At 71.4% G+C, this 21,407-nt stretch carries 17 protein-coding genes; 8 read left to right on the top strand and 9 right to left on the bottom strand.

Annotation, left to right across the window (positions count from 1 at the left end; genetic code table 11):
• Positions 1-54: 54 nt before the first annotated feature.
• Positions 55-771 carry a response regulator gene (locus C503_RS40510; protein ID WP_033400965.1) on the bottom strand — a complete coding sequence of 239 codons (717 nt, stop codon included), beginning with the start codon at positions 769-771 and terminating at the stop codon, positions 55-57.
• Between the two features lie 257 nt (positions 772-1,028).
• Here C503_RS40510 and C503_RS0123335 point away from each other — a divergent pair, with 257 nt between their 5' ends.
• A complete protein-coding gene (locus tag C503_RS0123335; RefSeq protein ID WP_018684651.1) occupies positions 1,029-2,180 on the top strand; it encodes a dipeptidase in 1,152 nt (383 codons plus the stop codon).
• A 266-nt stretch (positions 2,181-2,446) separates the two neighbouring features.
• A complete protein-coding gene (locus C503_RS0123330) occupies positions 2,447-4,870 on the top strand; it encodes a M14 family zinc carboxypeptidase (RefSeq protein ID WP_018684650.1) in 2,424 nt (807 codons plus the stop codon).
• A 714-nt stretch (positions 4,871-5,584) separates the two neighbouring features.
• Here C503_RS0123330 and C503_RS0123325 read toward each other — a convergent pair.
• A complete protein-coding gene (locus C503_RS0123325; protein WP_018684649.1) occupies positions 5,585-6,148 on the bottom strand; it encodes a DUF3000 domain-containing protein in 564 nt (187 codons plus the stop codon).
• A gap of 130 nt (positions 6,149-6,278) precedes the next feature.
• Here C503_RS0123325 and hemE point away from each other — a divergent pair, with 130 nt between their 5' ends.
• The 5 genes from hemE (at position 6,279) to C503_RS0123300 (ending at position 12,240) form a co-directional block, all read left to right on the top strand.
• Positions 6,279-7,343: a uroporphyrinogen decarboxylase gene (hemE, locus tag C503_RS0123320; RefSeq protein WP_018684648.1), complete on the top strand. Its 1,065-nt coding sequence runs from the start codon at positions 6,279-6,281 to the stop codon at positions 7,341-7,343.
• A complete protein-coding gene (hemG, locus tag C503_RS0123315; RefSeq protein ID WP_018684647.1) occupies positions 7,340-8,743 on the top strand; it encodes a protoporphyrinogen oxidase in 1,404 nt (467 codons plus the stop codon). The genes hemE and hemG overlap by 4 nt, the downstream gene beginning before the upstream one ends.
• Positions 8,744-9,708: 965 nt before the next feature.
• A complete protein-coding gene (hemQ, locus tag C503_RS0123310) occupies positions 9,709-10,401 on the top strand; it encodes a hydrogen peroxide-dependent heme synthase (protein ID WP_018684646.1) in 693 nt (230 codons plus the stop codon).
• Positions 10,398-11,645: a CoA transferase gene (locus tag C503_RS0123305; RefSeq protein WP_018684645.1), complete on the top strand. Its 1,248-nt coding sequence runs from the start codon at positions 10,398-10,400 to the stop codon at positions 11,643-11,645. The genes hemQ and C503_RS0123305 overlap by 4 nt, the downstream gene beginning before the upstream one ends.
• 1 nt (position 11,646) lies before the next feature.
• A complete protein-coding gene (locus tag C503_RS0123300; protein WP_018684644.1) occupies positions 11,647-12,240 on the top strand; it encodes a class I SAM-dependent methyltransferase in 594 nt (197 codons plus the stop codon).
• A 61-nt stretch (positions 12,241-12,301) separates the two neighbouring features.
• On the opposite strand, the gene C503_RS0123295 is transcribed toward C503_RS0123300, so the two are convergent.
• Positions 12,302-15,481 carry a S8 family peptidase gene (locus C503_RS0123295; RefSeq protein ID WP_169514598.1) on the bottom strand — a complete coding sequence of 1,060 codons (3,180 nt, stop codon included), beginning with the start codon at positions 15,479-15,481 and terminating at the stop codon, positions 12,302-12,304.
• Positions 15,482-16,065: 584 nt separating this feature from the next.
• Here C503_RS0123295 and C503_RS0123290 point away from each other — a divergent pair.
• Positions 16,066-16,827, top strand: a complete 762-nt coding sequence (locus tag C503_RS0123290; RefSeq protein ID WP_018684642.1) for a VOC family protein — start codon at positions 16,066-16,068, stop codon at positions 16,825-16,827.
• Positions 16,828-16,870: 43 nt separating this feature from the next.
• Here C503_RS0123290 and C503_RS0123285 read toward each other — a convergent pair whose 3' ends face one another.
• The 6 genes from C503_RS0123285 to hisS all read right to left on the bottom strand — a co-directional run bounded on the left by C503_RS0123285 (position 16,871) and on the right by hisS (position 21,313).
• Positions 16,871-17,200, bottom strand: a complete 330-nt coding sequence (locus C503_RS0123285) for an SCO6045 C-terminal-like domain-containing protein (RefSeq protein WP_018684641.1) — start codon at positions 17,198-17,200, stop codon at positions 16,871-16,873.
• Complete coding sequence (locus C503_RS0123280) at positions 17,197-17,997, bottom strand: MbnB/TglH/ChrH family RiPP precursor modification enzyme (protein WP_018684640.1); 801 nt, start codon at positions 17,995-17,997, stop codon at positions 17,197-17,199. The genes C503_RS0123285 and C503_RS0123280 overlap by 4 nt, the downstream gene beginning before the upstream one ends.
• A 72-nt stretch (positions 17,998-18,069) precedes the next feature.
• Entirely contained in the window at positions 18,070-19,053 is a 984-nt protein-coding gene (locus C503_RS43520; RefSeq protein ID WP_018684639.1) for a TIGR04222 domain-containing membrane protein, read from the bottom strand.
• A gap of 147 nt (positions 19,054-19,200) precedes the next feature.
• Positions 19,201-19,647, bottom strand: coding sequence for a peptide-methionine (R)-S-oxide reductase MsrB (gene msrB, locus C503_RS0123270; RefSeq protein WP_018684638.1), 447 nt, complete (start codon positions 19,645-19,647; stop codon positions 19,201-19,203).
• A gap of 34 nt (positions 19,648-19,681) precedes the next feature.
• Positions 19,682-20,020: a hypothetical protein gene (locus C503_RS40500; protein WP_018684637.1), complete on the bottom strand. Its 339-nt coding sequence runs from the start codon at positions 20,018-20,020 to the stop codon at positions 19,682-19,684.
• A gap of 36 nt (positions 20,021-20,056) precedes the next feature.
• Positions 20,057-21,313 (bottom strand): histidine--tRNA ligase, encoded by a 1,257-nt coding sequence (gene hisS / locus C503_RS0123260; protein WP_033400968.1) that lies wholly within the window; start codon positions 21,311-21,313, stop codon positions 20,057-20,059.
• Positions 21,314-21,407 lie beyond the last annotated feature (94 nt).

Raw genomic sequence — 21,407 nt, 5'->3', positions numbered from 1 at the left:
AGCAGCAGTCGTGTGGCTGGGCCATGCCCAGCCCAGCCACACGACTGCTGTTGTCTACCGGATGACGCCTGCCCGCATGGCCAGGGCGACCATCTGTGCCCGGTCGCCGGTGCCCAACTTGCGGCCGATCCGCGACAGGTGCGACTTCACCGTCAGCGCCGAGAGGTTCAGCGCCTCGCCGATCTCCTTGTTGGACTGGCCGTCCGCGACCAGTTGCAGCACCTCGACCTCACGCGCCGACAGCTCGCGCGGGGTGTTGTCGGTGCCCGGGACCCGCGTGCCCGTGGCGAGGACCGGGGCGACGCTCGGGTCGGCGTAGACGCCGCCTTCGAGCACTCGCCGGACCCCGTCGGTCACGACCACCGGCGACGCGGACTTCAGCAGGTAGGCCTGGGCGCCCGCCTGGAAGGCCGATCGAACGGCGTACGGGTCGTCGGACGAAGCCAGCACGACGATGCGCGGCCAGCCGTGGCTGCGCAGCTCCGTGACCAGCTCGATCCCACTGCCGTCCGGCAGTCCGAGGTCGAGGATCGCCAGGTCGCACGGGCCGGTGGCCTGTGCGCGCGCTCTCGCCTCGGCCACCGTGGCGGCCTCGTGCACTGTGCCCGCGCCCATCTGCGTGAGCCGAGCGGCTATCGCCTCCCTCAACAGTGGGTGGTCGTCGACCACCAGCACTGAGAACAGCTCCTCCCGCGGGTGCGGGACCATGTTCGCCGGCAAGGCGCCGGCTGGCGTGGTTCGAACGGCCTGACCTAAGCCGACGGCAGCCACGTCACTACCTCCCTGGAGTCGGTCGTTGCCCCCCGACCGGCACTGGGACTTTCGGCCGAACAGCCGCGCCGCCGTTGGACCGAAAGTGGTGTCGACGAAGGCAGCCTAGCCGCCCAAGCGGGTTAGCGGGACGATCAATCGGGTAAGTATCCGATCGGGTTGTGACTCAGGGGCGCGAGGGTCACACGTTCGGGTGAGTCCCTAGTCGGTGACGTAACGGGCCGGGCCCGCTACGCGATGAAATGGAGTCACGGGTAGTGCACAACCCTGGGACCGAGCGCGCCGGACTGCTCCTGTCGAGCACCCCTCTCATCGACGGTCACAACGACCTCCCGTGGGCGCTGCGCGATCGACTCGGCGCCGAACCCCACGTCACCGCCGCGAGCCTCGACCTGCTGACCGAGCAGCCCGGCCTGCACACGGACATCGTCCGCCTGCGCCGCGGCCACGTCGGCGGCCAGTTCTGGTCGGTCTACGTGCCCTGTTCCCATACCGGGCACACCGCCGTGACCGCGGTCCTCGAACAGATCGAGCTGGTGCACGCGCTGATCGCCCGCTACCCCGCCGACCTGGCCCTCGCCACCACCGCCGACCAGGTCGAATCCGCCTTCGCCTCGGGTCGGGTGGCGTCCCTGCTCGGCGCCGAGGGCGGGCACTGCGTCGGCGAGTCGCTCGGCGCGCTGGCCGCCCTGTACCGGCTGGGCGTCCGATACATGACCCTGACTCACAATGACAACACAAGCTGGGCGGACTCCGCCACGGACGAGCCCGGCGTGGGCGGATTGTCGGACTTCGGCCGCCGGGTGGTCGCCGAGATGAACCGGCTCGGCATGCTCGTGGACCTCTCGCACGTCGCCGCGACCACCATGGCCGACGCCCTGGACACCACCACCGCGCCCGTCGTGTTCAGCCACTCGTCCTGCCGCGCGGTCACCGACCACCCCCGCAACGTGCCCGATGACGTGCTCGAACGCCTCCCGGGCAACGGCGGCGTGCTGATGGTGACCTTCGTGCCGCGGTTCGTCTCCACGGCCATCGCCGACTGGGACGCCCGGATGGCCGAGGAGATGGCCGCCGTCGGCCTCAAGCACGCCGACCTCGACGAGCGGGAGCGCTTCCACGCGACCTGGGACGGTCGCCACGAGCAGCCGAAAGCGACGTTGGCCGATGTCATCGCCCATATGGAGCACGCCCGCGAGATCGTCGGCGTGGACCACATCGGCATCGGCGGCGACTACGACGGTTGTGCCGAACTGCCCGAGGGACTGGCCGACGTCGGCGGGTATCCGACGCTTTTCGGGGCCCTGCTGGACCGCGGCTGGAGCGAGGACGACCTGGCGAAGGTAGCGGGGCGTAACGTCCTGCGGGTGCTGCGTTCGGCCGAAGAGGTGGCGCGCGCGGCCGGATAACTGGCAAAAGGTAATTTCTCTTGAGCGTCCGGTAATCGGACAGAGCCCCTCAAGCGCCCGACGCGCGTCGTGGACCCGTCGGCGCAACCCCGTTCCGCCGCCTCCCAACTGGCAACCGGTAACCACATTCCCTGGGGTTAACGGTGGCTAGCGTCACGCTCGTCCGTGCGCCGCACGGGCACCGGCTCTGGGAGGAGACGAGCGTGAGCTCAAGATCGAGACGGGTCCGGACCTGGCGGTTGGCGGCCGCGACCGGGTTATCCGGCGTGGTCGCCCTCGGCCTGGTGGCGGCCGCGGGCACCCCCGCCACCGCCGCCGACAACGTCCTGCGCGCGGACGCGGCCGTCACCCGCGCCTGCCACGACAAGCTGCTGCCCGCGGGCACCCGCGGCACCGACCGCCGGGAGCTCACCTCCGGCGTGGACGGGCTGCTCCAGGCCCGGCTCACCCCGATCGGCGACACCTCCGGCGACTGGGACCTGGCCGTCTTCGACCAGAAGACCGGCGCCGTGGTCGCCGCCTCCGCGGGCCTGCACGCCACCGAGCTGGCCGAGAGCTTCGTGACCAAGGGCCAGCAGCTGGTCGTGCAGGGCTGCCGATACGCGGGCCCGGCCAAGACCACCCGGCTCGGCGTGGACTTCCTCGCCCTGGACAAGACCGGGCAGCCCACCAAGCCCGCCCAGGTCGTGCGCGTGCAGACGCCGACCCGCCAGGACAAGGACCGGCTCCTCGGCCTCGACCTTGACCTCACCGAGAAGGGCGACGCGACCAGCGTCGACGTCGTCATCGCCACCGACGCCGACCGGGCCAAGCTGGCGGGCAGCGGACTGCGCTCCTCCGTCGTCGAGGCGGACCTGTCCGGGCAGTCGATCGCCAACGCCAAGCAGGACCGCGCGTTCGCCGCGACCGCCACGTCGTCCGCGCTGCCGTCCGGGCGCACCAGCTACCGGCACCTCTACGAGTACGACTACGAGCTCAAGGAGCTCGCGCGCGCCAACCCGGGCCTGGTGAAGGCGTTCACCCTGCCCGAGGTGACCTGGGAAGGCCGCGAGGTCAACGGCATCGAGATCGCCACGGACGTCGACAACACCGCCGACGGCAAGGCGGTCAACCTGACCCTTGGCGTGCACCACGCGCGCGAGTGGCCCTCCGGCGAGCACGCCATCGAGTGGGCCTACGAGCTGGTCAAGGGCTACCGCGCGGGCGGCGAGATCCGGTCGCTGGTGGGCAAGACCCGCAACATCATCGTCCCGGTGGTCAACGCCGACGGCTTCTCCATCTCCCGCGAGGCCGAGCCCAAGGGCGACTTCTCCCGCTTCGACTACGAGATGAAGCGCAAGAACTGCAACGTCAACGACTCGCCCGCGCAGTACCGCACCGGCGTGTGCAAGGCCAACCCGGCGGGCGGCTCCCGCGGCACCGACCCCAACCGCAACTACGCGGGCTTCTGGGGCGGCAACGGCGCCAGCACCCTGTGGAACGTCGACACCTACCGCGGCTCCGCGCCGTTCTCCGAGCCGGAGACCCGCAACGTGCGCTCGCTGGTGTCGACCCGGCAGATCACCAACCTGATCACCCTGCACACCTACTCCGGCCTGGTCCTGCGCGTCCCTGGCGTCGCGGACGTGCGGCCCCCGCTGGACGAGCCGACCTACCAGGCCCTCGGCGACAAGATGGCCTCCCGCAACGGTTACAAGAGCGAACCGTCCTGGATGCTCTACGACACCACGGGGTCCACTGAGGACTGGTCCTACTGGGCGACCGGCGGCTACGGCTTCACCTTCGAGATCGGCACGGTCGGCTTCCACCCGCCGTACGAGGCCGGCGTGATCGCCGAGTACGCGGGCCTCGCCCCGGCCACCGGCGCGGGCAAGGGCGGCAACCGGCAGGCGTTCATCGACATGCTGAGCAACGCCGCCGACCCGGCCGCGCACTCCACGCTGATCGGCTCGGCGCCCAAGGGCTACCAGCTGCAGCTGCGGAAGTCCTTCCAGACCCCGACCTCGCCGGTGCAGCAGTCCGACGGCACCACGCTGCCGCCGATCTACGTCACCGACACGATCACCTCGAAGCTCGCCGCCACCGGCGGCCGCTTCAGCTGGTCGGTCAACCCGTCCACCCGCCCCTACATCGCGGGCCGCTACGGCCGCGCCCCACGCGGCCCGGCCCAGGCGAACGTGGTCCTGCCCAACCCGGCGGGCGTCCCGGCCATCAACACCAACTGGCCCGTCGACACGACCGCCGAACGCGTCCCGTTCCACGTGGACGGCATGCCCAAGGTGGACAACGGCCGCTTCACGGTCTCGATCGCCTGGACCAACCCGGCCACCGACTGGGACATGTACATCCTGGACTCCACCGGCGCCATCGTGACGCAGTCCGCGAGCGGCGGCACCACCTCCGAACGCGCGGTGCTGTTCGACCCGCCCCCCGGCGACTACACGGCGGTCCTGGTCAACTACGCCCAGGCCGACCCGACCAAGACCGACGACTACGCCAACGTGTCCGTCGACTTCGCGTCGCCACTGCCGACCACGCTGGGCCCGAAGGAGCCCTACCAGCTGACCTGCACCGACAAGAAGGGCCGCCTGGTCGGCCTGACAGACGTCTACGTCGACCGCGCCCAGACAGTCGACGTCGGCGATGTCTGCACCCGCTCGGCCCGCTTGGCCAAGGAGCACCGCCGGTAGCAACGCTTGACTGACGACGGGGGTGTCACCGGTACCGGTGACACCCCCGTCCTTTTCGGCCTCGCCGACCCGATCCGGTTTGTCTCGCCGCCAGGGGGCGGCCCACTGCCTTGGCGCTACGGGATCCCCGAACTCGGCGCCTGGGCCGACATCCTCGCGCAGACCGGCTTGAGCCCCGTAAGCCCAGAAGACCGCGATGATCCCGATCGTCGGAATGGTCGCCGCCCCAGCCTTTTCGACCCCAGCCCGCGCGCCCGCAAAGGTCCCCTTCGATAGGGGATCCCCTATATCTTCATTCTACCGAGAAAACCCGCGACCCCGCAGCCGAGATGATCTTGCCTGTGGACAACTCGCGACATGCGGGCGATGAACTCGACCCGGTGGTTCGACACCTCTGGTCCGCCCCAGCGCAGAGCGCGGCGGAAGTCCGCCCGGCCCGACTCGCTCGGGCACCTCATGCCCGCGGACGGCCCGTCCGCCGCGGCCGGGGCCACCCTGTCGCTGCCGGTCCCGCCGGGAGTCACCAACGTGACCGTGTTATGGATCTTCGAGCAAGCAGGCCCCGCCCCACCAGGGGGCGGGCCACCAAGAAGGCACGCTAGGCGATCATGAAAGTTGTCAATACCCCCCGAACGAGACCTGTGGATGAATCCAGAGCCGTGTGGACAACTCCCGAAGAGACCAAGCAGGACAGATCAACGCACAGCCAGGCTGTCACTCGCCGCCGCGGCGTTGTTCGAACAGGGTGACGCCCACCGGTGGTAGGCCGACCACGCTGGCCATCAGGTCGCAGAAGGCCTCGCCGTGGGGTCGGAGTCCGCCGGTAGGTGTCCACGACGCGCGCAGTTCCAGGTCGTCGGTGCGGGCCGGGCCCGCGATGTCGCCGAAGCGGGCGGAGGAGGTGTCGGTGACCGTGCCACCCAATGCGGTGAACTCGGCGGCGGAGGCGGCGAGGGCGTCGGTGAGCCAGGACCAGCCGACGCTGGGGAGGAGCGGGTCGTCGGCGAGCTCGGCGTCGAGTTCGGCACGTACGTACGCCACGACACGCAGCACGCCGTCCCAGGCCTCCTGGCCGTCGGGGTCGTGCAGCAGGATCAGTCTGCCGGTGGCCTGGACCTCGGCCGGGCCGATGGCCTCGGCGGTCAGCGCGTAGGCCCACGGGGCCAGCCGCTGCGGCGGGCGGACCTCGGCGAGCTGGAGCTCCGGTCGAGGTCGCAGCGACTTCAGCGCCTCGACGGCCTGGGTGAAGAGCTCAGGCGCGGTGGACGTTCCGGTCACGACTGGTAACTGTAGGACCACCCGAGTCGGTGAGCGGGGAGGGCGCGCCGAGCGCTTTCGGGCAACCGACAGTGTGACTCGCGCGGTAGGTGCGGGAACGACCGGGTGGGCGTGGGAACATGGGGCCGCGATGACTGAACTCATTTCCCAGGCCACCGCGCGCCGGAGCCTGCCCGAAGCCCCGTTCCTGGTCGCCGCGCGTGGGGGTGTGCCGTCGCGGGTGCCGGTGTGGTTCATGCGCCAGGCGGGCCGCTCGCTGCCCGAGTACCGCGCGCTGCGGGCGGGCACGCCGATGCTGGCGGCCTGCTTCGACCCGGCCATGGTCACCGAGATCACCCTGCAGCCGGTCCGCAGGCACGGGGTCGACGCCGCCATCCTGTTCAGCGACATCGTGGTCCCGCTGGTGGCGGCCGGGGTCGACCTGGACATCGTCGCGGGCACCGGGCCGGTCGTGGCGCGGCCGGTGCGCGACGCGGCCGCCGTCGCCGCACTGCCCGAACTGGACACCGCGCAGGTGGAGCCGGTCGCGGAGGCCGTGCGGCTGTTGACCGCCGCGCTCGGCGAAACGCCGCTGATCGGGTTCGCGGGCGCGCCGTTCACCCTGGCGTCCTACCTGGTCGAGGGTGGTCCAAGCCGCAACCACGAGCGCACCAAGGCGTTGATGTACGCCGAACCGACCACATGGCACGCATTGCTCGACCGTCTGGCCGACATTGCCCTGGGCTTCCTGCGCGCACAGATCGCGGCAGGGGTCGACGCGGTGCAGCTGTTCGACTCGTGGGCGGGCGCGCTGTCGCTGCGCGATTACCGTGAGTTCGTGCTGCCGCACTCGCGCAAGGTCCTCTCCGGTCTCGCCGACGTGGGCGTGCCCCGGATCCACTTCGGTGTCGGCACCGGCCACCTGCTCGCCGCCATGCGCGAGGCGGGCGCGGACGTCGTCGGCGTCGACTGGCGCACGCCGCTGGACGTCGCGGCCGCGGCCGTGCCCGGCGCCGCCGTGCAGGGCAACCTCGACCCGGCGACGCTGTTCGCGGGCGACGACGTGATCCGCCGCGAGGTGGCGCGCATCGTCGGGGAGGGACGCGCCGCGCCGGGGCACGTGTTCAACCTCGGCCACGGTGTCCTCCCCGAGACCGACCGGGACGCCATCACCCGCACCGTCGAGTTCATCCACACCCACACGCCCGGCCGGTGACCCCGGTGCGGGTCGCGGTCGTCGGCGGCGGCATCTCCGGCCTGGCCGCCGCGCACCGCCTGCGCGCACTGCTCGGCGCGACCGCCGAGGTCACCGTCGTCGAGCAGACCGACCGGCTGGGCGGCAAGATCCGCACCGCCGAGCTGGCGGGCCGCCGCTACGACGTCGGCGCGGAGGCCTACCTGGTCCGCCGCCCCGAGATGACCGCGCTGCTGGCGGAACTGGGCCTCGACGGCGACGTCACGCACCCGACCGGCGCACGCTCGACCGTGCGCGCGGGCGGCGTCACAAGGCCCATCCCCGGGCGGACGGTCATGGGCGTGCCCGGCGACCCCGACGCCGTCGCCGACCTGCTCAGCCCGGAAGGCGCCCGCCGCGTCGCCGCCGAACGCGACCTGCCGCCGGTCGAACTGGACGGGGACGCGACCCTCGGTCCCCTGCTCCGCGCCCGGTTCGGCGACGAACTCCCCGACCGCCTCATCGACCCTCTCCTCGGCGGCGTCTACGCGGGCGGGGTCGACGGCCTCGGCCTGCGCGCCACCCTGCCCGCGCTGGCAGGCGCTCTCGACGCAGGCGCCCGCACCCTCACCGAGGCCGCCGCGACCGCCATCCCCAAGCCGACCGGCCAGCCGGTGTTCGGCACGCTCACCACCGGTCTCGACACCCTGATCACCCGGCTGGCCCGCGCCGCCACGATCCGACTCGGCGTCCCCGTGCGTTCACTCGCCCGGCGCGACACCGGCTGGCGACTCACCCTGGGCGCCAACGCCCCCGGTCACGAACCCGCCGACGCGGTGCTGGACGTGGACGCGGTGGTGCTCGCCGTGCCCGCGCCCGCCGCCCGCAAGCTTCTCGACGGCGTCGTCCCGGCCGCGTCCGCCGCGTACGGCCGGGTCCAGGTCGCGTCGATGGCCGTGGTCGCGCTCGCCCTGCCCGAGGGCACCGAACTCCCCGGTACCTCCGGCATCCTGCTCGGCGCGGGCGAACGAAGGCTCGACGGCAGCCCGTTCGCGGTCAAGGCGTTCACCTTCTCCGCGGCCAAGTGGTCCCACCTCGGCGGCGAGACCGTGCTGGTCCGGGGCTCGGTCGGCCGCCACGGCGACCCCGGCGCCCTGCGCGCGGACGACGACGAACTCGTCCGCTTGGTCCGCGCCGACCTGGTCGAACTCACCGGCGTCACCGCCCCGCCGATCGACTCGCTGGTCACCCGGTGGGGCGGCGGACTGCCGCAGTACGCGGCAGGCCACGCCGACCTGGTCACCGAGATCGAACACGCCATCGCCCCCCACCCCGGCCTGGCCGTCGCAGGCGCCACCCTCCACGGCGTCGGCCTCCCCGCCTGCATCGCCACCGCCGACGCGGCCGCCCACCGCATCGCCACCCACCTCACCCCCGCCTGACCACTTCAAGATCATCTCGTGCTCCTGGCCCCTCCCACCCGGGGGCTGGCCCGCGCGTGAGCCTATCTGTGCAGGTCAGAGCGGTGGAAGTGGTGCGGTTGGGGCTGTGGATGGATTCGAGGGGTTGTGGACAACTCGCCGGGATCCCCCGTTTTCCACGCTATCGCCTGCAGCGGAGATCGCGCGCGAGGCTGTCCACAGGGGCCGTGGTGTGCGGGTCCGTCAACTGTCGCCGTGCGCTTGGGGACTGTTCGAGGGATTGTGGATAACTCGCAGGGGATCCCCGGATTTCTACGCTACCGCTGGTAGATGAGGTTGTGCGCGGAGCGGTCCACAGGAGCCGCGGGCAGGGGGCTCGTCAAGTGGTGGTGTGGGGCTGGGGATCGTTCAGGAGGTTGTGGACAACTCGTGGGGGACCCCCGAGTTCCATTCTACCTGGGGAAACGCTCACCCGGATGAGAGTTGATCTTGGGTGTGGACAACCTTGGGGCGGGGCCGGGATGGTGTCGACGTCGACTGGTCTGGTCGGCGAGGGGCAGGCCGACCGGCCGCAAGTGCGGGTGAGAAGTCGGGGATGGGCGGGAGAGGCGTGTGTAACTGTTCCCTGGCGCGGTTTTCGTCGGCCGGGTGCTGGGGGTCGCGCTCGCGTTGAAGTGGATTCCCGCGCATGCGGGGAGAGCCTCGCGCGCTGCGCATGGAACGTTGTCTTGGATGGGACATCCCGTGTGTGCACGGGAATCGCTCGTGGGGAGGGCGAAGACGCTGGCGATCTTCGTTTCAAGATCCACAAGCCGCCCGGTGAACGGACCCCGCCCGCCCTGGGGCCAGGTCCCTGTACTGAGCCTATCGGGGCTGTGACCTGGGCGGAAGAGTGCGCGCGGGGGCTGTGGACAACTCCGGACGGGCTGTGGACAAGTGACGCGGGTCGCCGTTGCCCGGGTGGAACGGGGTGGGACGATGGGGGTATGGCCCGCCTCAATTACACCGAGCTCAACGACACCATCCGCTACACCATGTGGTCGGTCTTCCGGATCGAGCCGGGGCGGTTGCCCGACGACCGGGGTACGGCTGCGACCGAGACCACCGAGTACCTCGACGCGCTGGAGGGCAAGGGGGTGGTGGTGCGCGGGGTGTATGACGTGGCCGGGTTGCGGGCCGACGCGGACTACATGATCTGGTGGCACGCCGAGGAGATCGAGCAGGTGCAGGCCGCGTACACCGGGTTCCGGCGTACGGCGCTGGGGCGCGCGTCCGCGCCAGTGTGGAGTCAGGTCGCGTTGCACCGGCCCGCGGAGTTCAACCGGAGTCACGTGCCCGCGTTCCTCGCGGGTGAGGAGCCGCGCAAGTACATCTGCGTGTACCCGTTCGTGCGCTCGTACGAGTGGTACCTGCTGCCCGACGACGAGCGCCGCAAGATGCTCGCCGACCACGGCAAGGAGGCGCGGGACTACCCGGACGTGCGGGCGAACACGGTGGCCTCGTTCGCGCTGGGCGACTACGAGTGGATCCTGGCGTTCGAGGCCGACGAGCTGCACCGCATCGTCGACCTGATGCGGCACCTGCGCGGCACCGAGGCGCGCCTGCACGTGCGCGAGGAGATCCCGTTCTACACCGGCACCCGGGTGCCCGCCGCGGAACTGATCGCCAACCTGCCGTGACGGAACGGGTCCTCGCGGGTCCCTATCGGGTGGCGCACCTGGCCGAGACCTGTGTCGGCCGGGTGACGCGGGCCGCCGGGGATCTGTTGCGGGACAGGGGAACCGAGCCCGGCGAGGTCTCGGTGGACATCCGGCACGCCGCGGAATCCTTTCGCAGCGAACGCCACTTGCGTGTCGACGGGGCCTCGCCGGGGGACACGTGGGCACCGCTGTCGCGCGACTATCGGGCCGTCGACGGGTGGGTGCGGTTGCACTGCAACTACCCGCATCACGAGGCGGCGGCCCACGCGGCGCTCGGTGACGATGTCGCCGAGGCGATCGGCGGGCGTGCGGCGGAGGAAGTCGCCGAGGCCGTCGTGGCGGCCGGGGGAGCGGCGGCGGCGCTGCGGTCGCCTGCCGAGTGGGCTCGGCATCCGCAGGGGATCGCCGTCGCGCAAGAGGAACTGGTTTCGCTCGAACGGGTCGCGGATGCCCCGCCGCGGCCGTTACCGCCTGCCGATCGGCCGCTCGCGGGTGTGCGGGTGTTGGACCTGACGCATGTGATCGCCGGTCCGGTGTGCGGGCGCACGCTCGCCGCGCACGGGGCGGACGTGCTGCACGTCGGCGCGGCGCACCTGCCGACGATGCGGCCGGTGGTGATCGACAACGGGTTCGGCAAGCGCACCGCGCACCTTGATCTGAGGGTTGCCGAGGCGCGCGCTCACCTGCATGAGCTGTGGGCGGACGCGGATGTGATGTTGCAGTCGTTCCGTCCGGGTTCGTTGCCCGCTAAGGGTTTCGGTCCCGCCGACGCCCCGCCGGGCACGATCCTGGTGACTTTCGCCGCCTACGGCCACACGGGCCCCTGGCACAACCGTCGCGGCTTCGACAGCCTGGTCCAACTCGCCACCGGCATCGCCCATCGCGGCGACGCGGCTCCCATCCCGCTTCCCGCGCAGGCTCTCGACCACGGTACCGGCTGGCTCGCCGCCCACGGAGTCCTCACCGCCCTGCGCCGCCGCGCCACGGAAGGCGGCACCTGGCACGTTCGGGTGTCGCTGGCCCGGACCGCGCACTGGTTGACCTCGTTGGGCCGTATCGAATCCTCCGAGCTCGATGCACCGATCGACGCATATCTGTCCGAAGTGGATAGTCCGTGGGGGCGGATCCGGCACGTGCGTTTCCCCGGTGAACTGCCCGGCTCGCCACCGCATTGGTCCAGCGTCCCGGGAATGCCCGGTACCGATCCCGCGGCTTGGTGGTGACATGTCGGACCAGGTAGCGAGCGCCGCCGGTTACGTCGAAGCCGCCGTGTCATTGGCCCGCCAGTACGAGAACGTGACCTTCGAGTCCGTCCATGCCCCCATCCTGCCCTGGCTCCCCGCTGCCCCGGGCCGCGCGCTCGACATCGGTGCTGGCACCGGCCGGGACGCGGCCGCCTTGGCCGCGCGTGGGCATGCCGTCACCGCTGTGGAACCGACCCGGGAGTTCCGCGAGATCGGCCGATCGCTGCACGGCACCGCCATCGAATGGCTCGACGACTCGCTCCCGGAACTCGGCGCAATCCAAGGCCGCTTTGACCTCATACTGCTGAGCGCGGTCTGGATGCACTTGGCCGACTTTGAACGTCTTGCGGCGATGGGCAGGCTTGCCACTCTCTTGGCACCCGGTGGCCGCGTGATCCTGACCCTTCGTCACGGCCCGGTCCCACCCGGCCGCCGGATGTTCGACGTGTCCGTAGCCGAAACCATTGCCCTGGCAGAACCTCTGGGGCTGAGAGCAATACACCACAGCGAAACGGCAGATATCCAGGGAAGACGCGATGTGTGGTGGACCTCTTTGGTTCTGCTCGGCAAGTAGGACAGGTTCATCCGTGCAGAGGAAAGCGCCCGCCGGTCACCCGGCGGGCGCTTTCGCGGGGTTAGTGCTTCTTGAGCAGGTAGGCGCGGGTGATGGTCTGTTTCACCGTGTTGCCACGGGAATCCTCGGCCGTGGCGCGTAGCGAGACCGAGCCCGCGTTGGACGGATGGTCGAGCAGGAGCAGGAACCCACCCAGCAGTCGGGCGGGTTTCCACGTCCGGCCCTCGTCATAGGAGACGTCGACGGCCAGGCGGCGAGGTCGATCGGCCCGACCGTCCTCCAGTTGCACCGAGACAGGGATGCAGAACTTCCCCGTCGGCAGGCTGTTGCTCTCGTCCAGCACCGCGTGGAATCGGACCACCGACAGCGGTACCTTCGCCTGTCCGGGATCGGACTGGAAGGTCCACGTCGCCGCGACCGTGGTGCTCACCTGGAAGCGGGGGTCACGGGTGCCCGTGGTGTCCAATGTGTACCGACCGGGCCCGGGTGGCAGGTGGAACGGTTCGTAGCGGCCACCGGCCTGGTCGGAGGTGCCGATCACCTTGCCGTCGCGGGACAGGGTGCTCCGGGCCGAGGTGGTCTGGCTGAAGCCCGCGTTGCCGAAGGAGTCTCCCCACAGGCCGATGCCGATGAACATGTCGTCCCGGTACCGTTCCGCCCACGGAACGGTATTGCGCGGGAGGGCCGGTCCGAACACGCCATGGTTCACGTACTGGCGGGTGGTCTCGCCCGGGCGGACCCGGAACGCCTCGCTGGTGAACGAGGTGTACAGCGGGTCGACCACCAGGATGCTGTCGGCCACCCAGGACAGGTCGCCCGCGTTGTAGTGCTCCGTGACCTCCGGGCCGGTCTCGTGCAGCCACGGGTAGACGCCGCCGTACTGGGCGCCGCCGGGTGGCTGGGCCGAGATCCGCCGCACGATCGTCGTGTCGGGGAATGGGGTCGCGATCGAGGTGTGCACGGTCGCCAGGTCGCGTTTGCGCACGGTGCGGTGGAAGTCCTTCGGCACCGACTCGCCCAGGAACCACGTCAGCGCGTAGGACTCCGTGGGGTTGGTGTAGTACGCGCCCGCGGCCCAGGTGAAGGTGCCCTTCGGCGCGTCCGGGCCGAGTTGGCCGACGCGCAGCGCGGCCAGGTCGATGATGGACAGCGTGCCCGAGGCGGCGGCGCCCGACGCCGATCGTGACTCGTAGCCGGTGAACGCCATGTCCAGCGGGGCGGACCTGTCCGGTGGGGTGATGCTCACCGGGTACGAGTTGCGGGTGTCGACCACCAGTTCACTGTTGCCGGTGATCGGCACCGATGGGCCGAAGAAGTAGGTGGGCCGGTTCTCGGCGTCGAAGTTCACGTCAGAGATGGCGTACCGGCCCTTGGGCAGCCGGAGCCTGGTGACGTCGGTGGACTCGATCCGCGTGATCCAGACGTCGGTGTCAAGGCCGACGATGCTGAGCAGCCGGTCGGCCGCGAAGGTGTGTCGCAGGGTGAGGTCGTAGCTCTCCGGTTCCCGGTCGACGCCGACCGGGGTGCGCAGCGGCCGGGCACCCCCGGTGGCCACGACCGAGCCCGAGTACGTCCCGTCCGCGGGAGCCCGGCGGGTGTCCGCCGTGACGGACGCGGTCGCGGTGCCGCCCGCGGGCACCACGACCCGGGCAGGGGAGACCGTGAACACGCCCGCCCGCGCGGCGTCGACGGTCAGGTCCAGCGTCACGGCCGCGGTGCCGGTGTTGCGGTAGGTGAGCTGTCGGGTGATCGCGGTGTCGCTGTCGTGCGGCCACCGTTGGCGGCCGAAGCTGACCGACGTCGGCGTGGTGGTGAGTGTCTGGGTGATCGCCTTGGCGACGTCCACCCGGCCGGAGCCCTGGTCGAACACGGTCGCGCCCGCTGTCGGGGTGGCCGACGCGGTCAGTGCCGCCTTGAGTTGCTCGCCGTTCCAATCCGGGTGCTGCTGCGCCACCAACGCCGCCGCGCCCACTACGTGCGGGGTCGCCATGGACGTGCCGCTCAGCCGGACATAACCAGGTTCGACCGGATCGCCGATCCGCCCTTCCGCTGCCGCGGCCGCGACGATTCCCGAACCGGGGGCGGAGATGTCCGGTTTGATCGCGCCGTCACCGACGCGTGGGCCGCGGCTGGAGAAGAGGGACACGGTGTCGTCGCGCTCCACGGAGCCGACGGTCAGCGCCGCGTCCGCGCTGCCCGGACTGCTGATTGTGCCCGCGCGGGGCCCCTCGTTGCCCGCCGCGACCACGAACAGGGCACCGGACTCAGCGGAGAGCCGGTTCACCGCCTCCTCCAGCGGGTCGATGCCCTCGCCGTCCAGGCCGCCGATGCTCAGGTTGACCACGTCGGCGCCCTGCGCGACGGCCCACTCCATCCCGGCCAGGATCCACGAGTCCTGCACGTTCCCGGTCCGGTCGCCCACCTTGGCGTCCAGCAGCCGGGCGCCACTGGCCACGCCCCGGTACTTGGAGCCGGGACCGCCGCCCGCGATGATCGAGGCGACGTGCGTGCCGTGGCCCAGCCGGTCGACCGGGTCGTTGTCGGGGGAGAGGTCGGCCTGGGCGATCTCCTTGCCCACCAGGTCCGGGTGGGTCTCGTCGACACCCGAGTCCACGACCGCGACCTTCACCCCGGTGCCGGTGAGCCCGGTCTGCCAGGCCGCGGGCGCGCCGATCTGGCCGGTGCTGCGGTCCAGCGCGAACGCGCGCTTGCCGTCGAGCAGCACCTTGCCGCCCGCGGCGGTCAGCGCCTGCCAGGTGTTCGCGAGCGCGGCCTTGTCGACCGACAGCGCGTGCCCGTCGATCGAGTGGAGTTCGCGGGTGGCGCGGATACCGGCCAGGCGCGGTGTCGGGCCGGTCTGGATCAACGGCAGGTCGGCGCGGCGGTCGTCGTAGCCCGCCTTGGCCAGCGCGGTGACATCGAACAGCCGCGGGTCGAGTTGACCAGTCCGTAACAGCGGGATCGCGTCGCGCGGGACGACGTGGGTGTGCCCGTCGCGGGTGGTGTAGATGTGGTGTTCGACCCGGCGGCCCGCGGTGGGCAGCAACGCGGGTCTGCCACCGGACTCCGGGACCAGGACGCGGTCACCGGTGATCAGGGTGACCGTCTGTCCGCTGTGGTCTGAAGATGGTGTCGCGGCGGCTGCCTGCGGGGCCGCCGCGGGCAGGGCACCGAGTACCAGGGCGGCGGCGATGGTCGTGACGCGGGTGCGCAATGAGCCTCCGATCCGTCGGACGGCCACGGGGCGGATCATCGGTCGTTTCCGGTTTCCCGGGGACTTTCCGGCCCCGCGGTGCGCACGGAAGCTAGCCGGCCCGCGCCGCGCCGGGCAATCCGCCAACCGCGCGCCGGTTTGGCGGAATTCGGCTGATTGCCCGGAGCGCGTTTTTCGGCGTATACGGCGGGAATGTGCCGATCGGTCCAGGAACGATGCACACGGTCGTGGACCGTTCGCGGTCCCGGCGGCGCGTCCGATCACTTAATCGTGACCTGTCGGTACCCGCTCGGGCCGTCGAACGGGTACCGACAGGTGGGAATCGGTGCCTTTCGAGCAGGTACCGCGGATGATCGTCCGGCGCACCGCGCTGCCCCGGGTACATCTTGTTCACCGGCCCTCACCGGCCATGGTGCCGATCCGTCCACTGTGTCCAGTGGCGGGAACCCGTCGACCGATCCAGCGGTGGCGCGCCTGGTCGTGGCCATATCGATGCTCCCGATCGGGCGAACGACCACCCGATCGTGACCGGCCGTTGTCGGTGCCCGGGGTTAGCGTGGCCGGGTCCGTCCCCGAACGGACCGGAACCCCCGAGTACTGGAGGAAGTCTCATGGTCACCCGTACCACCGCCTGGCCCGCAGGCACGCCCTGCTGGGTCGACCTCGGCACCGACGTCGAGCGCGCCACCGCCTTCTACTCCGGCCTGTTCGGCTGGCGGGTCGAGGTCGGCGGCCCGGAGTTCGGCGGCTACGGCATGTGCTACCTCGGCGACGCGCCGGTGGCGGGCGTCGGCCCGCTGCAGGAGGGACAGACCTCCGCCTGGGTCACCTACCTGGCCACCGAGGACATCACCGCCACCCTGGCCAAGGCCACCGCCGCGGGCGGGCAGGTCGTGGTGCCCGAGATGCAGGTCGCCGACCAGGGCACGATGGCCCTGGTGATCGACCCGACCGGCGCCGCGTTCGGCCTCTGGCAGGCGGGTGGCCACACCGGCGTCGACCTGGCCAACGAGCCCGGCGCCATCGTGTGGAACGACCACAAGAGCGCGGACTTCGCCAAGGCCAAGGAGTTCTACGCGGCCGTGTTCGGCTACTCCTTCCAGGACCTGGAGGGCGGCTTCGACTACGCGACCGTCCACTTGGCAGCGGACCAGGAGCGCCCGATCGGCGGCGTCGGGGCCATCGGCGCGGGCGAGGCCCCGTACTGGCTGACCTACTTCCAGGTTGCCGACACCGATGCCGCGCTGGTCAAGGTGCAGGAGCTGGGCGGCCGGGTCGTCGAGCCGCCGATGGACACCCCATACGGCAGGCAGGCGCTGGTGGCCGACGACCAGGGCGCGATCTTCGCCGTCATCACCCCGCCGCAGGGCTGAGCCCGATCGGCCGGGCGGGGTGATCCGCCCCGCCCGGCCGGGCTCACCGCCGCCACCAGCGCCGACGCGGCTCAGGCGCCAGTTCGCCGCGCTCGCGCAGCCAGCGGGCGAACGACTCCGCGTCCGCACGGAACCGGGAGCCCGCCGCCCGCGGGTTGCCGTCGGCGTACTCGTCGAACAACGGCCCGAAGCGGTCCCCCAGCTCCGCGGCCACCTCCGGACCCAGCTGGGCCACGATCCGCCGCCGTTTCGCCAACAACGACGACGCCTCGACCCGCACCGCGTCCACGTCGAACCCGGCGGGCACCGGTCCACCCGCCAGCACCGCGCGCAGCAGCTCCGCCTGCGCCGCGGCCAACTCCGCCCGGCTCACCGGGTCACCACCGCGCGGATCGCGGCCAGCTCCGCGTCCAGCACCGAGTCCGCCGGGTAGCGGTCGTCGCGTTCGAGCAGCACGCCCGGCGGGTCGACCCGGGAACACAGCTCCGCCAACAGGTCCAGCACCTCCGCGGGCACCGGGTGCGCGTGCGTGTCGTGGTAGACGCCGTCGACCAGTACGCCGCCCGCCACGTGCACGTAGGCGATCCGCTCCAGCGGGATGCCGTCCAACAGCGAGATCGGGTCCTCGCCGAGGTTGCGCGCGTTGGCCCACATATTGGCCACATCGATCAACAGCAGGCAGTCCGTCCGATCCACCAGCTCGGTCAGGAACTCGGCCTCGGTCAGCTCGGCCTCCGGCCACCGGATCAACGCGGCGATGTTCTCCAACGCCAACGGCACGCCCAGGATGGACTGCGCCGTGTGGACATTCGCCACCAGCACGTCCAGCGCGGCCCGGGTGCGCGGCACCGGCATCAGGTGCCCGGAGTCCAGCCCGCCCGCGCGCACGAAACAGATGTGGTCGCTCACCAGCGGCGCGTCCACCAGTTCGGCCACCGCCGCCAGGTGCTCCACCCGCTCGGTCTCCACCGGGTCGGCGCCGCCCAGCGACAGCGACACCGCGTGCGGCAGCACCGGCAGCCCGCGCTCGCGCAGGATCCGCAGCGACTCCGGCAGGTGGTCGTCGTGCAGGTTCTCCGCGACCACCTCGACGAAGTCCACTCCCGGCAACCGCTCCACGGTCAGGTCTATCTCGGACCGCCAGCCGATGCCGACACCCAGCTCACCCATGCCGTCATCCTCCCCCGGCGCGCGGCTCCGAGGGCATACCCCCCGGCATGCCCTCGGAGCGTGACGGAACGGTCACCCGCCTCCGCCGCCGCAGCCGCCGCCTCCCCCGCAGCCGCTACCGCCACCGCAACCACTTCCCCCTCCGCAGCCGCTGCCTCCCCCGCAGCCGCTACCGGAACTACCACTGCCGCACCCGACATACCCCGCCGCGACCCCCGCACTGCCGCCACTGCCCACACGCGAGTAACGACGCCTGCGCGAGTACTGCGGCGCACATGGCCGGACCACCCGGAACGCCGAAGCCACCTCGGCGTCCGGGAACTTGACCAGCCCACCCAGGGCCACCTGCCCCGGCACACCCCGCACGAGCGCCGGGTCGACGAGCGCGGGATCGAGCCCCACCGACTGCCTGCCCGCGTTCCGGGCCTCGGCCAGCCGCCGGGCACCCAGGTAGGTCAGCTCGGGCACCGGGCGGCGGAACAGCGCCACCGCCAAGCCGAGCGTCACCACCATGGCGACCGGCAGCCACCCCACCTCGTGCGCGGGCGGTACGGAGATCCATCGCACCAGCCCGACGAGGAACAACAGGACGAGCGGGAGCGCCGAGAGCCGCGCGCGCGAGACCCGTCGGTCGACCAGCAACCCCTTCCCGACCAGCCGCGCCGTGATCGAGGTGACCACGGGCCGCTGGGCGAGCCGGTCGACCAACAACGCCACCGAACGCTGCCCGGTGGGCCGGACCTCGTCGAGCACGGCCTCGTCGAGCTCGCTCGCCCCCGGCGCGGACCCCTCGACCGCCCGGACGCGACCCTCCCGACTCGCCCGCAGCCGCCCCTGGTCCAGCAGCCTGGCCACGGCGACCTCGACGACGCGCCGGGCGCCGCCCGCCAGATGGGCCAGGTCCTCCACGGTCAGCCGGTCGGGCACACTCGCGCGGCCCGCCGCGCCGGAGCGCGCCATGATCCGCACCGCCCCGGCGACCAGTACCGCGAAGGCCAGACACACCAGATACGAACGCAGGAAATCCGGTCCGGAAACACCCCAAGGCTCGTCCATCACCGCCCCCTCCCCGAGGGGAAAGGAACGCGTCCTTTCCCGCCGCCGCACCGGATCCGTGCTTTCCGGTGCGCGCTCATGCTCCGGCGGATGTGACCGCGCGCACAAGCGGGCTTGACCTAGATTTAGGGCTTACCGGGGCTGGATTTAGGCTTCTTGACCCGGACTTGAGGTGCCGTCCGGGACCAGCGTCAGCGAGATCGAGTTGATGCAGTAGCGCTGGTCGGTCGGCGTCGGGTAGCCCTCGCCCTCGAACACGTGGCCAAGGTGGCTGTGGCAGCCCGCGCACAGCACCTCGGTGCGGACCATGCCGTGCGCGCGGTCCTCGCGCAGCACGATGCTCTCGCCCGCCAGCGGCGAGAAGAACGACGGCCAGCCGCAGTGCGACTCGAACTTCGTGTCGCTGCGGAACAGCTCCGCCCCGCACGCCCGGCACCGGTACACCCCGACGGTCTTCGTCTCGGTGTACTCGCCGGTCCACGCCGGTTCGGTGCCCGCCTCGCGCAGCACCGCGTACTCGCGCGGGTCCAGCTGGGCCCGCCACTCCTGCTCCGACCTGACCACCCGCGGCGTCGCGCCCACAACCGGTTCCATAGCCACTCGCGTCTACTCTCCTCAAGCTCCGGCCTCAGCCGAACAGCACGCCCATGATGAAGACCAGGGCGTCCCACGCGGCCACCACCACGCCCAACAGGATGAGCGTCGCGAGTATGCCCGCGGTGAGCCGGTGGTGGCCGCCGAGCCGGTTGGCCGAGTCGGCGAAGTCGCTGACCCCGCCGAGGTAGCCCTCGACGGTGTAGTTGGGGCGCACCTGCTCGACCCGGTCCAGGTGCGCGGCGAACGCCCTGGCCTCCGGGTCGTCCGGGTCCAGGCCGATCAGGTCCTCGTGGAAGCGGTCCTTGCGCTCGGCGGCGGGTGCGGGGCGCGGGAGGTCCTCGGACCCGCCGAGCATGTCAGTGGCGCCCATGCCGTCCACGGTAACCCGCCGACGGCGGAAGTGGGACTACCGTCCGCCCAGCGGACGCTCCTCGGGCGTCCCGGCGGCGTCGGCGCGCAGGTGCACCACCGAGGTGAACCCCCACTCCTCCAGCCGTCCGAGCTGGGCGCCGACCTTGCCCCGGCGTCGGATCGGGGACACCGACCGGCCGCCCGCGCGCAGCTCCCGTGCGGTGCCCGTCACCACCGACAGGGGGACGTCGGTCTCGTAGAGCACGGCGACGGCCTCGCCGGTGCGGGTGCCCTCGATCAGGTCGACGATCCGCTCGAACCCGATGGAGAAACCGCAGGCGGGCACGTCGCGGCCGAGCGAACGGCCGATGAGCCGGTCGTAGCGCCCGCCGCCCGCGACCGAACCGGAGCTCGCCGGGTGGGTGATCTCGAAGATCTGGCCGGTGTAGTAGCCCATGCCGCGCACCAGCGTCGGGTCGAACTCCCAGGCCAGGCCGTCCAGCGCGGCCAGCGAGTCGGCGGTGGCGGACAGGTCGGCCACCACCTCGTCCGGCAGGCCGGGCACCGCGTCGACCAGGCGCTTGCCCAGCGTGGCCGGGTCACCGCCCTGCAGGCCGGTGATGCTCTCCTGCAGCCGGTCGATCGCCGCGCCGTCCAGGCCCCGGCCGGGCAGCTCGGCGCGCACGCCGTCCCAGCCGATCTTGTCGAGCTTGTCCAGGGTGATGAACAGGCCCATCCAGGCCTCCTCGGGCAGGCCCACCGAGGCCGCCAGGGCGGACAGGAACCGGCGGTCGGACACGCGCACGGTCGTACCCGCCAGACCGGCGGCGGCCAGCGCCTCGGCGGTGGCCTCGATCAGCTCGACCTCGGCCAGCACGCTCTCCTCGCCGAGCATGTCGATGTCGCACTGGTAGAACTGCCGGTAGCGACCCTTCTGGGGACGTTCGGCCCGCCAGACGGGGCCGATCTGGAACGAGCGGAACGGCTGCGGCAGGGTCGCCTGGTTGTTGCCGTAGAAGCGGGTCAGCGGGACCGTGAGGTCGTAGCGCAGGCCCAGGTCGACCAGGTCGTCGAGCGGGGTGTCGGCGGCGACGGTCTCGTCCAGGCCGCGGCGCAGCACCCGGTAGATCAGCTTCTCGTTCTCGCCGCCCTGTCCGCCGCTGAGCCGCTCGATGTTCTCCAGCGCGGGTGTCTCGATCCGCTGGTAGCCGTACCGGTGGTAGACCTCGGTGATCCTCGCCAGCACGTGGTCGCGCACGGCGACGGTCGCGGGCAGCAGGTCACGGGTGCCCCGCGCGGGGCTGTTGTCCATCTTCACCGGAAGCGGTTCCTTGCGTGTCAGGTTGCGGCGTACGCGTACGGCGTGGGTTACGCCGTAACGTGCATGTGCGGGTTAACGCTACCGA

The sequence above is a fragment of the Actinokineospora enzanensis DSM 44649 genome (assembly GCF_000374445.1).
Classification (GTDB): Bacteria; Actinomycetota; Actinomycetes; order Mycobacteriales; family Pseudonocardiaceae; genus Actinokineospora; species Actinokineospora enzanensis.
Note: the sequence above shows the minus strand (reverse complement) of the source record. Positions and strands in the feature narration are given on the sequence as shown.